Below are 16295 nucleotides of genomic sequence, written 5' to 3'. Positions count from 1 at the left end.
AGAGCGGCGCCACAGCCGCGATGAAAGAGCCAAAGGAAGTGGCTCGATCCCAGCGGTTTCTACTTGGAGATTAATCCCGGATCTTGTCAAACGGATCTCGGATATCGGCACGAACATCATCGATAACTGATGAAATCTGGTCCGAAAATCCCTGACAAACTGTTACCCCCTGACTCCAAACGTGTGATCTTGCCATGGAACCGCCAGATCACTGCCGCATTTCCTGCCTTATTTCCCACCTAACGGCTTGGGTCTGTCAAAAACGGAGCCATCCCCCAAATATGAAGACCACGAAACAGACCGCGCTTGTCGCGGTAACGATCGCTGCTGGCCTGATGGTCGGCGCCTCCGCCACTTCGGCAACCGCCGCCGCCGGCCAGTGTGGCCGCGCTTCCTGGTACGCGCTGCACTCGAGGACCGCATCGGGCGAGCGCATGAACCCCTCGGCGATGACCGCCGCCCACCGCACGCTGCCTTTCGGCACCAAATTGCGGGTCACCAACAAGAACAACGGCCGCAGCGTCGTCGTGCGCATCAACGATCGCGGTCCCTTCATCAAGGGCCGGGTGCTCGACCTGTCGAAAGGCGCCGCCGGCCAGCTCGGCTTCATCGGCTCCGGGCAGACCTCCGTCTGCATGGCGCGCGTCTGATCTGATCGTCTCCTGACCATGATCCCTTCCGACCGCAGGACCATCATGGTCAGGTCGCCGCGAAAGCCTGACACATATCCTACACATTTCGGCACTGCACATTGAGCCGGCTGGGCCGGCCGTGCCGGGTTTTCAAGGCTTTCGGCGAAAGAAGCATTTGGTCACGCCACGTGACGTATTGCATCGCAGCAATTAGTTGTTAACTTCCCCGCGAGACATCTAGGGCTCGGCGCTGATCGTCGTCCCTTCGGTCGCGGGGTAACGTATGTTCTACCAGCTCTACGAAATGAACCACGCGGCCCTGCAGCCGGCGCGGGTCTATGCCGACGCGGTCCGGTTGTTCTACTCCAACCCGCTCAACCCCGTTTCGCATACGCCCTGGGGCCGTTCGATCGCCGCCGGCGCCGAACTGTTCGAGCGCACCACGCGCCGCTACGGCAAGCCGCGATTCGGCCTGGCGAAGACGGTGGTCGACTGGAAGAGCGTCGCGGTCACCGAGAAGACCGTCTGGTCGAAGCCGTTCTGCAATCTCGTCCGGTTCGAGCGCGCCGTTCCCCCCGGGCGCAAGGCCGACCCGAAGCTTTTGATCGTGGCGCCGATGTCGGGCCATTATGCCACGCTGCTGCGCGGCACGGTCGAGGCGATGCTGCCCTATGCCGATGTCCATATCACCGACTGGGTCGACGCCCGCATGGTGCCGCTGGCCGATGGCAGCTTCGATCTCGACGACTATATCGACTACGTCATCGACATGCTGCACACGCTGGGTCCGGACACGCATGTGATGGCCGTGTGCCAGCCTTCCGTGCCGGTGCTTGCGGCGGTGGTGCTGATGGAGGCGAAGGGCGATCCCTTCGTGCCTTCGACGATGACCCTGATGGGCGGGCCGATCGACACCCGCCGCAACCCGACCGCCGTCAATCTGCTGGCCGAGGAAAAGGGCATCGACTGGTTCCGCGACAACGTCGTCATGCGCGCGCCCTGGCCAGTGCCGGGCTTCGGCCGCGAGGTCTATCCCGGTTTCCTGCAGCTTTCGGGCTTCATGAGCATGAACCTCGACCGCCACATCATCGCCCACAAGGAATTCTTCATGAACCTTGTGAAGCACGATGGCGACAATGCCGAAAAACACCGCGACTTCTATGACGAATATCTGGCGGTGATGGATCTAACGGCGGAGTTCTATCTGCAGACGGTCGACACGGTCTTCGTGCGCCATGCGCTGCCCAAGGGCGAGATGACACATCGCGGCACAAGGATCGATCCGTCCGTCATACGCAACGTTGCCCTGTTCACGGTCGAGGGCGAGAACGACGACATTTCGGGTCTTGGCCAGACCAGGGCGGCGCAGGATTTGTGCGTCAACATTCCCGCCGACAAGAAGGCGCACTACATGCAGCCGGCAGTCGGCCATTACGGCGTCTTCAACGGCTCGCGCTTCCGCTCCGAGATCGTGCCGCGCATCGTCGACTTCATCACCAGCTATGGCCGCCAGAACCGCGTCGCGGTGAAGCCGAAGCTGGTCCGCACCGCCAAGCGGTAGACGGTTTGAAAACGGAACCAGCCCCGGGTCCGATCCGTTGCACAAGTGCCGCTCTGCCTCCCCGCGGGTAACCATGCTGCAAATCAGGCCGATGTCGTAATTGACACGGAGTGTAAATCGCCCTTAACGTTTCGTTAACAACAGGGCGAGCGGGGACAATGAATTCCTCAACCATGCGAAGGCTGCGCGTATGCGCGGCAGCAGGGCTGGCGTTAACGGGGGGCTGGATGGCACCGGCCTGGGCTTCGGGCGCCATGGCCACCGGGGGCCTCACCTCGCAGCCGATCGGCCACTACGATTTCTGCAAGCAGCGTCCGGGCGAATGTTCGATCCGCCCGGCCAATCTCGCGCCGGCGGTGCTGACCGACGGGTTGATGCGCAAGCTGGTCAACGTCACCGCCAGGGTCAACGCCTCTGTCAAGCCGATGAGCGACATGGACATCTACGGCGAGGACGAGGTCTGGGCCTATCCGGACAAGGGCGTCGGCGACTGCGAGGACTATGTGCTGGAGAAGCGGCGCCAGCTGTCCCGCATGGGCATGTCGCTCGCCGATCTCCTGATAACCGTGGTCCGCAAGCCCGATGGTGAAGGCCACGCCGTGCTGACGGTGCGCACCGACGGCGGCGACTATGTGCTCGACAATTTGACCGACAAGGTCAAATCCTGGGACCAGACCGGCTACCGCTTCCTCAAGCGCCAGGCGATCGACAACACCGGCCGCTGGGTCTCGATCCGCGGCGGCCAGCAGGTTCTGGTCGGCTCGGTGCAGTAGGGCCATAGCGGGGCACCTGCCTGAGGCGGCGCCACCCCGGCGCTGCCATACCGTTACATTCTGCACGTTGCGAAGCTCGCAGATCGCGGCATGGATCCTCGGGGCTGCGCGTCCGCTTCGCTCCCGCTCCGCCCGTGGATGATGAACCGTGGAGGTTCCGCAATCCCTGGGGCCTCTGCCGTTGCCGCACTGCCTTGACCCACGGCTCCCTTTGGGGACCCTCCAGAAAATTTCCGCATCCCTCCGTGAACCATTTCCGTTCGCCCGGCGACACACAGCCGTGAACCGAACCAACCCAAATCATGGAGACTTCAAATGACTGCTTTTCTGCGCAACACGCTTCTCGCCGCCGCCGCCGTTTCGGCGCTCACCGGATCAGCTCTGGCCGGGCAGACCATTCCAAGCTGCGCCAACACCAACCTCAACGATTTGTGGGCCGGCCGCTGTTGCGGCGAGGCCGGCGCGTCGGACTGCCTGGGCGGTGGAAATGGCGGCCAGGGCCATGGCGACCATGGTCGTGGCGGCAATGGCGGCAGCACGGCCGGCAAGAATTGATCGCACCACGGCTGCCCGCCGGCTGCTCGCCGGCGGGCGCTGTCTTCTACGATCGCCGGCCCAGCGCCGCGCGGATCGACGCGGTGATGCGCAGAAGCTCGGCTTCATCGAGTTTCTCGATGGTCTCGGCCAGAAGATTGGCAAGTTCGGTGGCGGCGGGGGACAGGCCCGACGTATCGAGTTTCACCCGCGGATGCGAGGTTTCGGCCAGCCGCGCCAGCTCCTCGGCATCGTCCCAGATGATGTTGAAATAACCGATGATCTTCTGGATCAGCGTCCAGGTCGGCGCGCCGCGCCGGCCATGCTCGAGCGCCGAGAGATAGGCGGCGCTGACGCCGATCGCCGCCGCCATGTCCTTCTGGCTGACGCCGCGCTCGGCCCGCAGCGCCCGCAGCCGCTCGCCGAACGGCGTCACGAGCGCGCCCGCCGCAGCCTGATATAAAGCGCGCCCGAGCCGCCATGGTTCCGGGCGGCATGGTCGTGGCTGGAGACCAGCGGCCGGAACGCGGGTGTCGACAGCCAGGCCGGGACGGCGCGCCGCAAGATGCCATCGCCGCCCGAGGAAGACCCCTTGCCGGTGATGACCAGCACATAGCGGACGCCGCCGGCATGCGCCCGGTGCAGGAACGAGAACAGCAGCGAATAGGCCTCGTCCTGCGTCATGCCGTGCAGGTCGACGCGGCCCTCGATCGGCAGCCGGCCTTTCTGCAGCTTATCCAGCGTCGGCTCGTCGAGCCGGTGCGTGACATGCTGGATTTTCGGTTTTGCAACAGCCGTCGCGTTGGCGGCGGGCTGGACCGGCTGCGCCGGCGCCGGCCTGGCATCGACGGCCATGTCCGGAATGTCGACCGCAGCGCGGCCCTTGAGCGGCTTGGCGGTGCGCGCCACCAGGTTCCACAGCACCCGGTCGTCATCGCTGAGTTTATCGCCTCGCTTGCTCATCTCGCGCCCCCGGCCAGCGCGCGCGGCACCAGCGCATAAAAATCGGCGGCGTTGCGCACCACGCCGGCGATCTCGCCGGCGGCATCGCCCGAGCCGGCGAACAGGTCGCCACGCGCCGGCCCTGTTATGGCCGAGCCGGTGTCCTGCGCGATCATCAGCCGCCGAAACGGGTTTTTGTCGAAGGCGGTGAGCGTCGGCGCGTCGATGTAAAAAGGCGTGCCGAATGTGTGCAGCAGCCGGTCGACGGCCATCGAGCGGCCCGGCGTCAGCGGCACCTTGGCGGCCGCGATCGGACCGAGCGCGGCATCATCCACTGCAGCCTCGCGGAAGAAGATGTAGGAGCGGTTTTGCCACAGGATTTCGTCGACCCGCCCAGGATGCGCCTTGAACCAGGCGCGGATCGACTGCATGGTCACGTCGGCCAGCGGGATTTCGCCGAGCCCGCTCAGGATTTTGCCGGGACCCGTAAAGCGCTGGCCTGACTTGGCGGCGTAGGTGACGCGGCAAAGCCGCCCGTCGGTCATGACAAGCCGGGCCGCGCCTTGGACATGGATGAAGAAGGCATCGACCTTGTCTGCCAGCCAGGCGATCTCCAGCCCCTGGCCCGCGAGCGCGCCGCGCTCGATCGCGCCACGGTCGGGATATTCGGCCAGCCCATCGACGGTCCGGCGCGCGAAGGCGAGGTAAGGATCCATCCCGGCGGGCCGGTTGGTGTCGTCGACATCGACGAGATCGGCCGGACGCGACAGCAGCGGCACGGCAAAATGCTCCGTCCGCACCGGCGAGGCCTCGACTTGCGGTTCGTAGAAACCGGTGACGAGGCCGGCGCCAGTTTCGGGCCGCACCAGCATGGGGACAAAATGGCGCTCGAAGAAGGCGCGCGCTTCGGACGAACTGGCGGCGGGGGCTTCACGCGCTTGCGCATAAGCCTCGGCGAAGGCGCCGAAGTCGACGCCCAGCGCGCCGCTGCGATAGGGTTTTACCGGCACATGGAAGGCGGACCGGGCAAAGGCGGCGAAGGCCGGCAGATGGTCGTCGTCGCCCCAGCCGGGCAGGTCGCCGAAAGACCTTTCAACAAGGAGAGGCGACAGCGACACCGGAGCCTGCCTTTGCCGGACTCAGTCTTCTTCTTCGGTGGCGACGAGCTTCCAGTTCGGATCGCGCGAGCGTGTGTCGCGGGCGAAGGTCCAGACATCCTTGACCTCGGCCACCGTCTCGGGATCGCCGTCGATCACCGTACCGGCCTGGTCGCGCGTCGCCGAGATCAGCTCGCTGATGATGCGCAGCGTCACATGCGCCTCGCCGCCCTTCATCTCGGCCGAGACGATGTCGGCCTTGTCGATGCCGACGAAGGAGGACTGGATCTTTTCCGACTTGGCCTCGCGCTCGCCGATCGCGGCGACGAAGCCGTCATAGACCTCGCGCGACAGAAGGTTCTTCAGCGTTTTGCGGTCGCCGTCGGCATAGGCCATGACGATCATTTCGTAAGCCATCTTGGCGCCGTCGACGAACCCCTTGGGATCGAAGGAGGGGTCGTTGTCCTTGATCGCGCGCAGGCCCTTGTTGAGATCGGTGTCGGGCTTGGCGAAGGCGTCGATGGCCGTGTAGGCGTCGGCCGGCGCCGGCTCGCCGGGCGCCCGCTTGCGCGGCAGCGAAACGACATTCTCGGGCTTCTGCGTGGCGTCCTTGTCGGTGCGCGCCGCCGTGTAGGGGTCAAAGGGCGGCCGCTCGCTACCGGTCCGGCGGCCCAGCACGTTGCGCAGCTGGAAGAAGATCACCACCGCCGCGATCAGGAAGAAAATCGTGCCGAAGTCGAAGAAGCCCATATTTTCCGCCAATCAATCCCTGCCTCTAGGCCGGACCGTCCAGCCCAGCAGGCCGCGGTCGCATAGCGTTCACCATTCAAAGCATATAGAACGCAAGGCGCAATCATTCAAATCAAAGGCAGGCATACCTATCTAACAGCCTCCGTGCCAGCGGCGATTGGCCGCCAGCGGGACAAAACAATCGAATGATCGGTAAAGACTTGCGCATTTCGCTGCTTCCCCTCTTCCTCCTCGCGCTTCCGCTGCTGGAAATCGCCGGTTTCGTCGTCGTCGGCCGTGAGGTCGGCGCGCTGGCGACGGTCGGCCTGGTGCTGGCCTCGAGCTTCGCCGGCGTGCTTTTGCTGCGCCACCAGGGTTTCGGCGTCATGACCCGCATCCGCACCGAGATGGCCGCCGGCCGCGACCCCAGCGGCCAGCTCGCCCATGGCGCCATGATCGTGGTCGCGGCGGTGCTGCTGATCATTCCCGGTTTCATCACGGACATTGTCGGCCTGCTCCTGTTCCTGCCGCCGGTGCGCGACCTTGCCTGGAGCAGGCTGAAGGGCCGCATCGTGGTGGCCAGCAATTTCTCCACCGGCGGCTTCCGCCGGCAGCGCGACAAGGTCATCGACCTCGACGACGGCGACTATTCGCGCGAGGACGACCTCAAGCGCGGCCCGGACCACAATTCGCCGTGGCGGCGGCTGAAGGACGATTGAGGCTGCATCGATATTCAGGTGATGCCGGTCTGCAAAGGGCGGCTTCCTGCGCTTCCGGTGCTCACGTACTTCAAGTACGCTCCGCTCCGGTTCTCGGAAACCACCCTTTTCGCCTCGGCCTGACCTGAATCTCGATGCAGTCTGGGTCCGCTCCGGTCACACGGCGGCAAACCTTGTCTTGTCATGCCGGCCATGGTAGCGAACGCCCGATTTCAATTCGGTCAGCCCCGATTCAATTCGGTGAGCGAGACTGCCCAGGGGAAAAGGATATTGGCTCATGGCCAGCAATGATGACGCGCCGGTCGGCGCCAACGGCAACGGCAACGCGGCACAGCCGTCGCTCAACGTGCTGGCCCAGTATGTGAAGGACCTGTCCTTCGAAAGCCCCGGCGCGCCGAACTCGCTGCGCGGCCGCGATAAGGCGCCCGGCATTGCCATCAACGTCAACGTCAACGCCAACCCGCTCTCCGACAAGCAGTTCGACGTCAATCTGACGCTGAACGCCAAGGCCTCCTTCGACCAGGAAGTGCTGTTCAACGTCGAGCTGGTCTATGGCGGTGTCTTCGCCATTTCGGGCTTCCCGCAAGAGCACATGCTGCCGATCCTGTTCATCGAATGCCCGCGCCTCCTGTTCCCCTTCGCCCGCCAGATCATCGCCGAGGCGACGCGCAATGGCGGCTTCCCGCCGCTGATGCTGGACCCGATCGACTTCGCGCAGATGTTCCAGCAGAAGCTCGCCGAAGACCAGGCCGCGTCCTCCAAGACCCAGGTGAGCTGATCCTCGGCTGACAGGCATCGCTTGAAAAACCCGGCCTCGCGCCGGGTTTTTTGTTCTGGTGGATTGACCAATCGCGCCATGGGTCGACCCCCACTCCGTCGAGCTTCGCTCGACACCTCTCCCCCGATCGACGGGGTAGAGGAAAGGCGCGACCTCGCCGAGCGCGTTCCTTCCTCTCCCTCCGGAGGGGGGAGAGGTGGCTCGGCGAAGCCGAGACGGAGTGGGGGAAGCCGCTGGTGAAACGCGAAGCCGCAGGCAAACGCATCGCTCTTGCTCGCAATCCGACCGATCCCCTGCGGGGGAGATGGCTAGCAGACAAGAGGTGGTGCGCCCAGGTCCGTCCACCCCTGCGGAGCATCGCACAAGTCCTGCGGATTCCAGAACATTCCGCCACGTCACCCAGCCCTATCATTCCCTCTCAGGCAATGGCGCCCCGGCGGTCGCAGCCGCGCCGCGTCGGCTTGTCCGCCGGGGCGAGCCTGTTTCCGTGCATGCCGTCGTCCCAAAACCGCTGGGCACTTTGGGCATGCACCAACAAAAGAGGGAACGACGATGAAATTCATGCTGACCGACCGCAAACTTCACCCGCGCGCCAAACCTGTCGCCGACGATTTCAGGACCGGCGGCATCAGCCGTCGCGAATATCTGGCGCTGATGGCCGGGCTCGGCGTCAGCGCCGCCGGCGCTTTTGCGCTGGGCGGCATCGCTCCGACGCCCGCCCGCGCCGCCGAGCCGAAGAAGGGCGGCGTGCTGCGTGTCGCCATGAACGTCAAGGGCTTCAAGGATCCCCGCACCTTCGACGGTGTCGAAATGTCCAATGTCGCGCGTCACTGCAACGAATATCTGGTGCGCTGGAACACCGACTTCACCTTCGAGCCTTGGCTGCTCGAAAAATGGGAGATGAGCGACGACGCCAAGACGCTGACGCTGCATGTGCGCAAGGGCATCACCTGGTCGAACGGCGACGCCTTCAACGCCGACGACGTCGTCCACAACCTCACCCGCTGGTGCGAGGCCGGCGTTGCCGGCAATTCGGTCGCCGCGCGCATGGGCGCGCTGGTCAATGCCGACACCAAGAAGGTGGTCGATGGCGGCATCGAGAAGGTCGACGACTACACCATCAAGCTCAACCTGCCGAAGCCGGACATTTCGCTGATCGCCGGCATGGCCGATTATCCCGCGTTGATCATGCACCGCTCCTATGAGGGCGACGGCGACCCGATGAAGGCGCTCGCCATCACCACCGGGCCGTGCGAGCTGGTGAAATGGGACGCCGAGACGGCCGCGGAGGTCAAGCGCCGGGACAAGCCCTGGTGGAAGGGCGAGTTCTACCTCGATGGCATCCAGTGGATCGACTACGGCTCCGACCCCAACGCCATGCTGTCGGCGTTCGAATCCGGCGAGATCGACACCGATCACGAAACCGCTTCCGATGCCGTCTCGCAGACCGACAAGATGGGGCTGAAGAACTCCGAGATCGCCACCGGCTCGACCATCGTCGCCCGCTTCAACGTCGCCAACGCGCCCTATGACGACGTCAAGGTACGACGCGCCGCCCAGCTCGCGGTGGACAATTCCGCCGTGCTGAAGCTCGGCCTCGATGGCCGCGGCAAACCCGCCGACAACCACCATGTCGGCCCGATGCACCCCGAATATGCCGATATCGGTCCGGCCAAGCGCGATGTCGAGGCGGCGAAGAAGCTGCTCGCCGAGTCCGGCAAATCAGACCACGAATACGACCTGATCTCGGTCGACATCGAATGGCAGAAGAGCACCGGCGACGCCATCGCCGCGCAGATGCGCGAGGCCGGCCTCAAGATCAAGCGCACCGTGCTGCCGGCCGCCACCTTCTGGAACGACTGGAGCAAGTTCCCCTATTCCTGCACCGAATGGCTCGGCCGCCCGCTCGGCGTCCAGGTGCTGGCGCTGGCGTATAAATCGGGCGCCGCCTGGAACGAGAGCGCCTATGCCTCGAAGGAGTTCGACGCGCTGCTCGACAAGGCGCTCGCCATGCCCGACCCCAAGGCCCGCAAGGAGATCATGGCCAACATCGAGCAGAATTTGCGCGATTCAGGCATCATCATCCAGCCCTACTGGCGTTCGGTCTACCGGACCTACCGCAAGGGCATCGAAGGCTGCGAACAGCACCAGGCGCTGGAGCAGCACTTTGAGAAGGTCTGGATCGAAAGTTGAGGTTTGGCCGGTCTTGGTTCCTCTCCCTCCGGAGGGGGGAGAGGTGGCGCTGCGAAGCAGCGACGGAGTGGGGGACGGCGTCCGCAAAGTCAAAATCGGGTCGGGGTTGGGGATAGCGGCTAGTCCAGCGTGCGCCTATCGCAGGTCAGCACCGCCCCCACTGTCCTGCCGGCAGGCAGGTGAGGGGCAGCGCCGACGCTGACCTTCCTGTCGCGGGCGGAGGGAGGTACCAACCTGCGAAGGTCAGCACCGGGCGGTGCGGAGCGCCTTTGGCCCACACTCAATCATTTAGGGAAGATGGCCGGCGCGATGCCGGTGAGACAATTGCCTGAGCCCCGCGCCGGCCACTAGCGACCTGATGAAGGTCCGCCGCTTGATTTGTGTACCGGCCCCGCGCCGCGCGATCAACCGAGGTGGATGCTTGGTATGAATTCGTACCAACCCTGCCGTGGGATTTGTCGCGGAGAGCGATGGGCGGCAGCAGGCCTGCCCTTTCCCGGGAACGTCCTAGCGCGGGCAGACCGACACTGGACACGCGACAGCCGTCACGGCCGAAAGCCTCTCGCGCTTGCTCAGCGTCGGCTTCGCATAGATCTTTTTCACGGATAGTCCCCCAATTGCCCGCCTCCAATGACGCATGTGTGGAGCTGATGTCAATACGGCGGCCGTGGTTCGGGGGGACCGTTACTATTGCCGAGGTCGGCGTCGCCCCTCACTGTCCTGCCGGACGTTCGTCGTTCGAAAAGCCAAGCAATTGGCTTTTCTGGCCGCTGCGCGGACCACTTCTCAACTCCCGTAAACGGGCGAGAGTAGCTGGCCGCAACGCCGGCGCTTTTTTGCAACGATGGCGATTGGCGAAAGTGTCAATGACAGCGCCCCTCTCCCCGTCCCTACACGGGGAGAGGATGCCGGCAGGCAGGTGAGGGGCGGCGCCGGCGCCTGGAACCGAGCCGCTAGGCGTGCCGAGAACCCCTTAGCAAAGTCCAGATCCAGCCGGCGAAGGTCGCCACCAGGAACGGATAGCCTGCCGCCGGCAGGGCACGCTGGCCTGTAGTCCCGCCGCATTGCCGAACAGAAGCAGGCTTTCGCCGGCGAGGAAGGTCAGGAACCCTGCCACGACGCAATCATTGCCGAGACGCTGGTATTTGATGGTGAGCAAGGCCGTCGCCACCACGAGCGCCACGCCGTCGATCGCCCACAGGGATTGGCGCAGCGGGGCGCTGGCGACGAAAGTACTGGCAAGGCCGAAGATGCCGCCGATCGCGCGGCCGCGCGCGGCGGTGGTGTCTGAGCTGGTGCGCATGTGAGATCTCACGCATCAATCATACTTCGAGGTGAGGTGATCGCAAAGATTGATCAAAGCATAGGCGCCGGCCGATGCTTGAATGGAAACAGGAGATGTGCCGCCCTGTCCTGCAGTTGACGGTTTTTTTACCAGTTGGTAAGATTCTCATCAATCATGGACAGGTCTGCCAAAATTGCTCCGCTCACCCGGGACGCCGATATCCGAATACCGCTGATAGGATGGTTGCGGTCGCAACATCCTGATGACGGATCGACAGGCTTTGTCGAAGAATTCAAAATGCCAAAGCCATCGGCCCGTATAGATGTCGCAGTTGTGAATGGTGAGTTGGCCGGATTTGAAATCAAAAGCGACCGCGACTCGCTCAGCCGCTTGACCTCGCAGGTGCCGGCCTTTTCTCGGTTTTTCGACAAGGTCAGCTTAGTAACAACCGCGAAACACCACGCTTCCGCGCGAATGAAAATTCCCCTGTGGTGGGGGATAATCCTATACGGAGAGGGCACCAGTTTCCAAATTGCTAGAACGCCGAAACAAAACAGAAGCGTCGATATCCGTTCGCTTCTATTCGCTTTATCAAAGGGCGAAATCTCTGACCTTGGCCGTTTAGCGGGGTGCCGAATTTCGACGTCAGATAAAAAGAGCCTAATGGTTGAAAAAGCCGAAGCGGCCATTTGCGAACAAGAAATACGCGATCACGCTCGTGATCTGATCCGCGGAAGGAGCCGCCAGCCTATGGTCCATCGCTGCCGCTCATGACTTCAAACGAGTACCCAATCCTCCGGTGTATATGCATATTGATTTTGGCAGCGTGCCAAAATCGAGCGAATGTAGCGCCGATGATGTCGCCCACCGCCGCTTTATCGATAAGTTCGCTCCCCCAACAATTGCACGCCCCGTCATAGCTAGGATCGCCTTTAATTTCCTTGGAGCCTTCTATCCAACCGTTTGCATCCTGCGCATCAGGATGCCGGTAGACAATCCATGCTTCGTCAAGAGGGTAGACTACCTGTGCCTTCCACTCACCCGGCATGAAAGTGTTGGCCTTCTTTAACCGATGGTTGGCACCATAGTCTCCGAAGAGGAAAGGGAACTTCTCACGCGCCTCTAGCCACAGCTGCCACGAGTAGCTCTCATATAATTTCAACTTGGCATTCCCTGGCGTGGTGTAGGAATCGCTCAGACAAACCGCAGATAGATGTTGGGCCTGGCTTGGTTCGATTTCTTCTATGATCCTCGCTATGGCTTTTTTGGCAAATTCAGCTCGCTCGGAAGTTTGCAGACGTCCCTGCCCACAATCTATGATGACGAGCAATTGTGCTGCCGAATCGAGGATCGCGAGGATTTGCCCGACAATGGGAAATATCTGTTCGTTGGTCTCTTGCGTGATCCGAATTGCCAGATGATCATAGCCACTCTTAGCAAGCTGCACCGCCTGCCGTAAAATGTTTTTTCCTTGCGTTTCTGGATCGGTGAATTGGACAACCGGCACCGCATTTGGGAACTTTCCGACCAGCGTTCGCCATTCTGCGAAACCGTCACTCGCATTCAAAAGCGAGGTGAGACTCTTGTTATAGGCGTCTTGTGCTTTTTGGAGCTTCGCGATCTTCCCTTGGTCGGGATTATTCACAGCGACAAAGGGAGGAGGCGCTCGGTCTTTCGAGAGATCAATTACAAAAGGCCGGCTGCTAACAAGCGCCGCAATGGCTGTAACTGACTCTTCGAGTGCTGCCTCGTATTTGACTTGACTCAATTCGAAGATCGGTAGGATAGCGTTCTTGTCTTCCTCGCTAAGTTTCGCATACGCGATCTGTTCGGCTTCCGAGCATTGCAAACATGGGAGGTATGAGTACTGAGAGAAATCTATCTGCACTAAGAAATCCCCGTGCCTTGAGAATCGATCTCCCATTGTTGTCATTTTTCTTGATTTGAGTCTCGAAATTTTTATCCCGACTGATCCCAGGCTCCCCCTGTTCAACCTGCAGCTTCTTCTTGACTCTCTAAGTCGTCTGCATGTTCCGGCGTCAGGACAATACCCCGCTAAGAGCCGTCCAGCGAGTGGGGCCATATACCGTGGAGTGTGGGACCGGTTGCGCAAGCTGCAACCAACTGATCACATCGCCACGATGCGATGACCATCGGTCGACCAGGCAATCTTTGCCAAATCCCCAAAGTATACAATCAGACATTTCTACCGTATTGAGAAAATCAATCATATGCCTAGGCGAGACGACTGCTAAACACCAAGCTCCAGAGGGGTTGAAGCTAGGATGCCAACATTCAACGGATCTATTGCTGAACTTGTGGCTGCCGTAGAGTCCGCCGGAGCCGAGGGAAACTGGGAAGAGAAGCCCAATCAGTGCTGGAAGTTCACGGGACGGGATCGGGCCGGTCTAAATTGGTCCTCGACAAAGGGTACTATGTGGTTTGATGGCCCAAACGACCCCAAGACAGCCCTGATGGGGACAATTGAGGCCGTATTGGGATCGGGCGTGGTCAAACCAGACACGAATAGGACAATTTTTGTCGTGCACGGACATGATCCTGAAGCTCGGGAGCAACTCGAACTGGTTCTACACCGACTTGGACTTCGACCATACGTATTACAAAATACCGATGGCGGTGGACTTACCATCATAGAAAAACTGGAGCAGATGATTGGAAAGAATGCCGCGAGCTCATTCGGCATAGTGCTTTTGACTCCGGATGACGTCGGATACTCAAAATCTGATGGCGACGCCCAAGCGAAGCCGCGCGCTAGGCAAAACGTGATTCTAGAAATGGGTATGCTGCTTGCGTCTCTCACTAGAGAGCGGGTTGCCATCCTTCAGAAGGGCTACATGGAGCATCCATCAGATGTGGCCGGCATTATCTACATCGCATTCAAGGATCACGTAAGAGAGGCCGTCCCAAAACTGGTCGGGAGGCTACAAGCTGTAGGCATCACCCTTGACCCGGCAAAGATTGCTGAGGCGTCTGCGTAGCGTTAGGGGTTTGCCGACAAGCTGCTGCCGTCCCGCAAACGGCCGGAAGAACAACTTGTGTTGTATCCATTCTATTCGGCCGGACCGCTCAATCCCCCATCTTCAGCGCCTGGATAAACGCCTCCTGCGGGATATCCACCTTGCCAAATTGCCGCATCCGCTTCTTGCCCTCTTTCTGCTTGTCCAAGAGCTTGCGCTTGCGGGAGACGTCGCCGCCGTAGCACTTGGCGGTGACGTCCTTGCGGAGCGCCGAGATGGTTTCGCGGGCGATGACCTTGCCGCCGATCGCGGCCTGGATCGGGATCTTGAACAGGTGATGCGGGATCAGCTCCTTGAGCTTCTCGACCATCTGGCGGCCGCGCTTTTCCGCCGCCGTGCGGTGCACCAGCATCGACAGCGCGTCGACCGGCTCCTCGTTGACCAGGATCGACATCTTCACCAAATCGCCCTCGCGGTAGTCGGTCAGGTGATAGTCGAACGAGGCGTAGCCTTTCGAGATCGACTTCAGCCGGTCGTAGAAGTCGAAGACGACTTCGTTGAGCGGCAGGTCGTAGGTCAGCATGGCGCGTTTGCCGACATAGGAGAGGTCGGCCTGGATGCCGCGCCGGTCCTGGCAGAGTTTCAATATGCCGCCGAAATAGTCGTCGGGCGTCAATATGGTGGCGCGGATCCACGGCTCCTCGATGGCAGAGATCTTCACCACGTCGGGCATGTCGGCCGGGTTGTGCAGTTCCTTCATCGAGCCGTCATTGAGGAGCAGCCGGTAGACGACGCTCGGCGCGGTGGCGATGAGGTCGAGGTTGAACTCGCGCTCCAGCCGCTCCTGGATGATTTCGAGATGCAGCAGGCCAAGGAAGCCGCAGCGGTAGCCGAAGCCGAGCGCCGCACTGGTTTCCATTTCATAAGAGAAAGAAGCGTCGTTGAGGCGCAGCTTGCCGACGGCGGCGCGCAAATCCTCAAAATCGGCGGCGTCGACCGGGAACAGGCCGCAGAACACCACCGGCTGCGCCGGCTTGAAGCCGGGCAGCGCATGCGCGGTCTGGCGCTTGTCCTCGGTGATGGTGTCGCCGACGCGGGTGTCTGCGACTTCCTTGATCGAGCCGGTGAAGAAGCCGAACTCGCCGGGGCCGAGCTCGTCGACATTGATGCGGGCGGGCGTGAACACGCCGGTGCGCTCGACCAGGTACTTGGCGCCGGTGCCCATCATGCGGATGGTCTGGCCCTTCTTCAGCACGCCGTCGATGACGCGCACCAGCACGATGACGCCGAGATAGGCGTCGTACCAGCTGTCGACCAGCATGGCTTTGAGCGGCGCCGTGGCATCGCCCTCGCGCGGCGGCGGCAATTGGTGGACGATGGCCTCCAGCACGTCGGGAATGCCGAGGCCGGTCTTGGCCGAGATCAGCACGGCGTTGGAGGCGTCGATGCCGATCACCTCCTCGACCTGCTCGCGGATGCGCTCGGGCTCGGCGGCCGGCAGGTCGACCTTGTTCAGCACCACGACGATCTCGTGGTTGTTGTCGATGGCCTGGTAGACATTGGCCAGCGTCTGCGCCTCGACGCCTTGCGAAGCGTCGACCACCAGCAGCGAACCCTCGCAGGCGGCGAGCGAGCGCGACACTTCATAGGCGAAGTCGACATGGCCGGGCGTGTCGATGAGGTTGAGGATATAGTCCTCGCCATTGTTGGCGCGGTATTTCAGCCGCACCGTCTGCGCCTTGATGGTGATGCCGCGCTCGCGCTCGATGTCCATCGAGTCCAGCACCTGCTCCTTCATGTCGCGCAGCTCCAGCCCGCCGGTGGACTGGATCAGGCGGTCGGCAAGCGTGGATTTGCCATGGTCGATATGGGCGACGATGGAAAAATTCCGGATGTGGTCGAGGGGCGTGCTCATGCCGCGCGCTTTAGCAGGGGCGGCAAGCGGCGGCAAGGCTTGGCGCCCAAGGGCTGCCTGGGGCAAACGGGTGTACCCGCCGACCTTATAAGGGAAAAGGGAATCCACCCGCGTTGCGTGCACCAATTCCGGCGTCAAAGTTACGCGCCGAACTTGTCG

At 62.1% G+C, this 16295-nt stretch carries 16 protein-coding genes; 9 read left to right on the top strand and 7 right to left on the bottom strand.

Going from position 1 to position 16295, the window contains the following annotated elements; genetic code table 11:
- Positions 1-281 precede the first annotated feature (281 nt).
- The 4 genes from LB524_RS07270 (at position 282) to LB524_RS07255 (ending at position 3521) form a co-directional block, all read left to right on the top strand.
- Entirely contained in the window at positions 282-650 is a 369-nt protein-coding gene (locus LB524_RS07270) for a septal ring lytic transglycosylase RlpA family protein (protein ID WP_015314729.1), read from the top strand.
- A gap of 265 nt (positions 651-915) precedes the next feature.
- A complete protein-coding gene (locus LB524_RS07265; RefSeq protein WP_224524784.1) occupies positions 916-2193 on the top strand; it encodes a polyhydroxyalkanoate depolymerase in 1278 nt (425 codons plus the stop codon).
- 158 nt (positions 2194-2351) lie between these two features.
- On the top strand, positions 2352-2966 hold the full coding sequence (locus tag LB524_RS07260; protein WP_224524781.1) for a transglutaminase-like cysteine peptidase: 615 nt from the start codon (positions 2352-2354) through the stop codon (positions 2964-2966).
- Between the two features lie 315 nt (positions 2967-3281).
- The gene (locus tag LB524_RS07255) at positions 3282-3521 is read left to right on the top strand and encodes a hypothetical protein (RefSeq protein ID WP_140619862.1); all 240 of its coding nucleotides are present in this window, start codon (positions 3282-3284) and stop codon (positions 3519-3521) included.
- A 46-nt stretch (positions 3522-3567) separates the two neighbouring features.
- Here LB524_RS07255 and LB524_RS07250 read toward each other — a convergent pair whose 3' ends face one another.
- The 4 genes from LB524_RS07250 to LB524_RS07235 are packed head-to-tail and all read right to left on the bottom strand — an operon-like array spanning position 3568 to position 6289.
- Positions 3568-3936: a helix-turn-helix domain-containing protein gene (locus LB524_RS07250; protein ID WP_015314733.1), complete on the bottom strand. Its 369-nt coding sequence runs from the start codon at positions 3934-3936 to the stop codon at positions 3568-3570.
- Positions 3933-4463: a Smr/MutS family protein gene (locus LB524_RS07245; RefSeq protein ID WP_140660315.1), complete on the bottom strand. Its 531-nt coding sequence runs from the start codon at positions 4461-4463 to the stop codon at positions 3933-3935. Before LB524_RS07245 ends, LB524_RS07250 begins: the two co-directional genes overlap by 4 nt.
- Positions 4460-5560: a murein transglycosylase A gene (locus LB524_RS07240; protein ID WP_224524780.1), complete on the bottom strand. Its 1101-nt coding sequence runs from the start codon at positions 5558-5560 to the stop codon at positions 4460-4462. Before LB524_RS07240 ends, LB524_RS07245 begins: the two co-directional genes overlap by 4 nt.
- A gap of 21 nt (positions 5561-5581) precedes the next feature.
- Positions 5582-6289 (bottom strand): Tim44/TimA family putative adaptor protein, encoded by a 708-nt coding sequence (locus LB524_RS07235; RefSeq protein ID WP_015314736.1) that lies wholly within the window; start codon positions 6287-6289, stop codon positions 5582-5584.
- A gap of 200 nt (positions 6290-6489) precedes the next feature.
- On the opposite strand from LB524_RS07235, the gene LB524_RS07230 reads away from it, so the two are divergent.
- From LB524_RS07230 to LB524_RS07220, 3 genes are all read left to right on the top strand, one after another.
- Positions 6490-6987 carry an FxsA family protein gene (locus LB524_RS07230; RefSeq protein ID WP_318012220.1) on the top strand — a complete coding sequence of 166 codons (498 nt, stop codon included), beginning with the start codon at positions 6490-6492 and terminating at the stop codon, positions 6985-6987.
- A gap of 277 nt (positions 6988-7264) precedes the next feature.
- Entirely contained in the window at positions 7265-7765 is a 501-nt protein-coding gene (gene secB, locus LB524_RS07225) for a protein-export chaperone SecB (RefSeq protein ID WP_015314738.1), read from the top strand.
- 552 nt (positions 7766-8317) lie between these two features.
- Positions 8318-9958 carry an ABC transporter substrate-binding protein gene (locus LB524_RS07220; RefSeq protein WP_224524777.1) on the top strand — a complete coding sequence of 547 codons (1641 nt, stop codon included), beginning with the start codon at positions 8318-8320 and terminating at the stop codon, positions 9956-9958.
- Positions 9959-10931: 973 nt separating this feature from the next.
- Here the strand turns inward: LB524_RS07220 and LB524_RS07215 are convergent.
- A complete protein-coding gene (locus LB524_RS07215) occupies positions 10932-11261 on the bottom strand; it encodes a hypothetical protein (RefSeq protein ID WP_224524775.1) in 330 nt (109 codons plus the stop codon).
- 156 nt (positions 11262-11417) lie between these two features.
- Between LB524_RS07215 and LB524_RS07210 the strand changes: the two genes are divergently transcribed.
- On the top strand, positions 11418-12017 hold the full coding sequence (locus tag LB524_RS07210; protein ID WP_224524773.1) for a sce7726 family protein: 600 nt from the start codon (positions 11418-11420) through the stop codon (positions 12015-12017).
- Here LB524_RS07210 and LB524_RS07205 read toward each other — a convergent pair.
- Positions 11992-13131: a beta family protein gene (locus LB524_RS07205; RefSeq protein WP_224524771.1), complete on the bottom strand. Its 1140-nt coding sequence runs from the start codon at positions 13129-13131 to the stop codon at positions 11992-11994. The two genes, LB524_RS07210 and LB524_RS07205, sit on opposite strands and share 26 nt — an antisense overlap.
- A gap of 397 nt (positions 13132-13528) precedes the next feature.
- On the opposite strand from LB524_RS07205, the gene LB524_RS07200 reads away from it, so the two are divergent.
- Positions 13529-14242: a TIR domain-containing protein gene (locus LB524_RS07200; protein WP_140788809.1), complete on the top strand. Its 714-nt coding sequence runs from the start codon at positions 13529-13531 to the stop codon at positions 14240-14242.
- Positions 14243-14330: 88 nt separating this feature from the next.
- Here the strand turns inward: LB524_RS07200 and lepA are convergent, their stop codons facing one another.
- The gene (gene lepA, locus LB524_RS07195; RefSeq protein WP_224524769.1) at positions 14331-16136 is read right to left on the bottom strand and encodes a translation elongation factor 4; all 1806 of its coding nucleotides are present in this window, start codon (positions 16134-16136) and stop codon (positions 14331-14333) included.
- Positions 16137-16295 lie beyond the last annotated feature (159 nt).

The sequence above is a fragment of the Mesorhizobium sp. ESP6-5 genome (genome assembly GCF_020164695.1).
GTDB classification, from domain to species: domain Bacteria; phylum Pseudomonadota; class Alphaproteobacteria; order Rhizobiales; family Rhizobiaceae; genus Mesorhizobium; species Mesorhizobium australicum.
The sequence above is the reverse complement of the archived record's forward strand: the minus strand, read 5'-3'. Positions and strand labels throughout refer to the sequence as shown.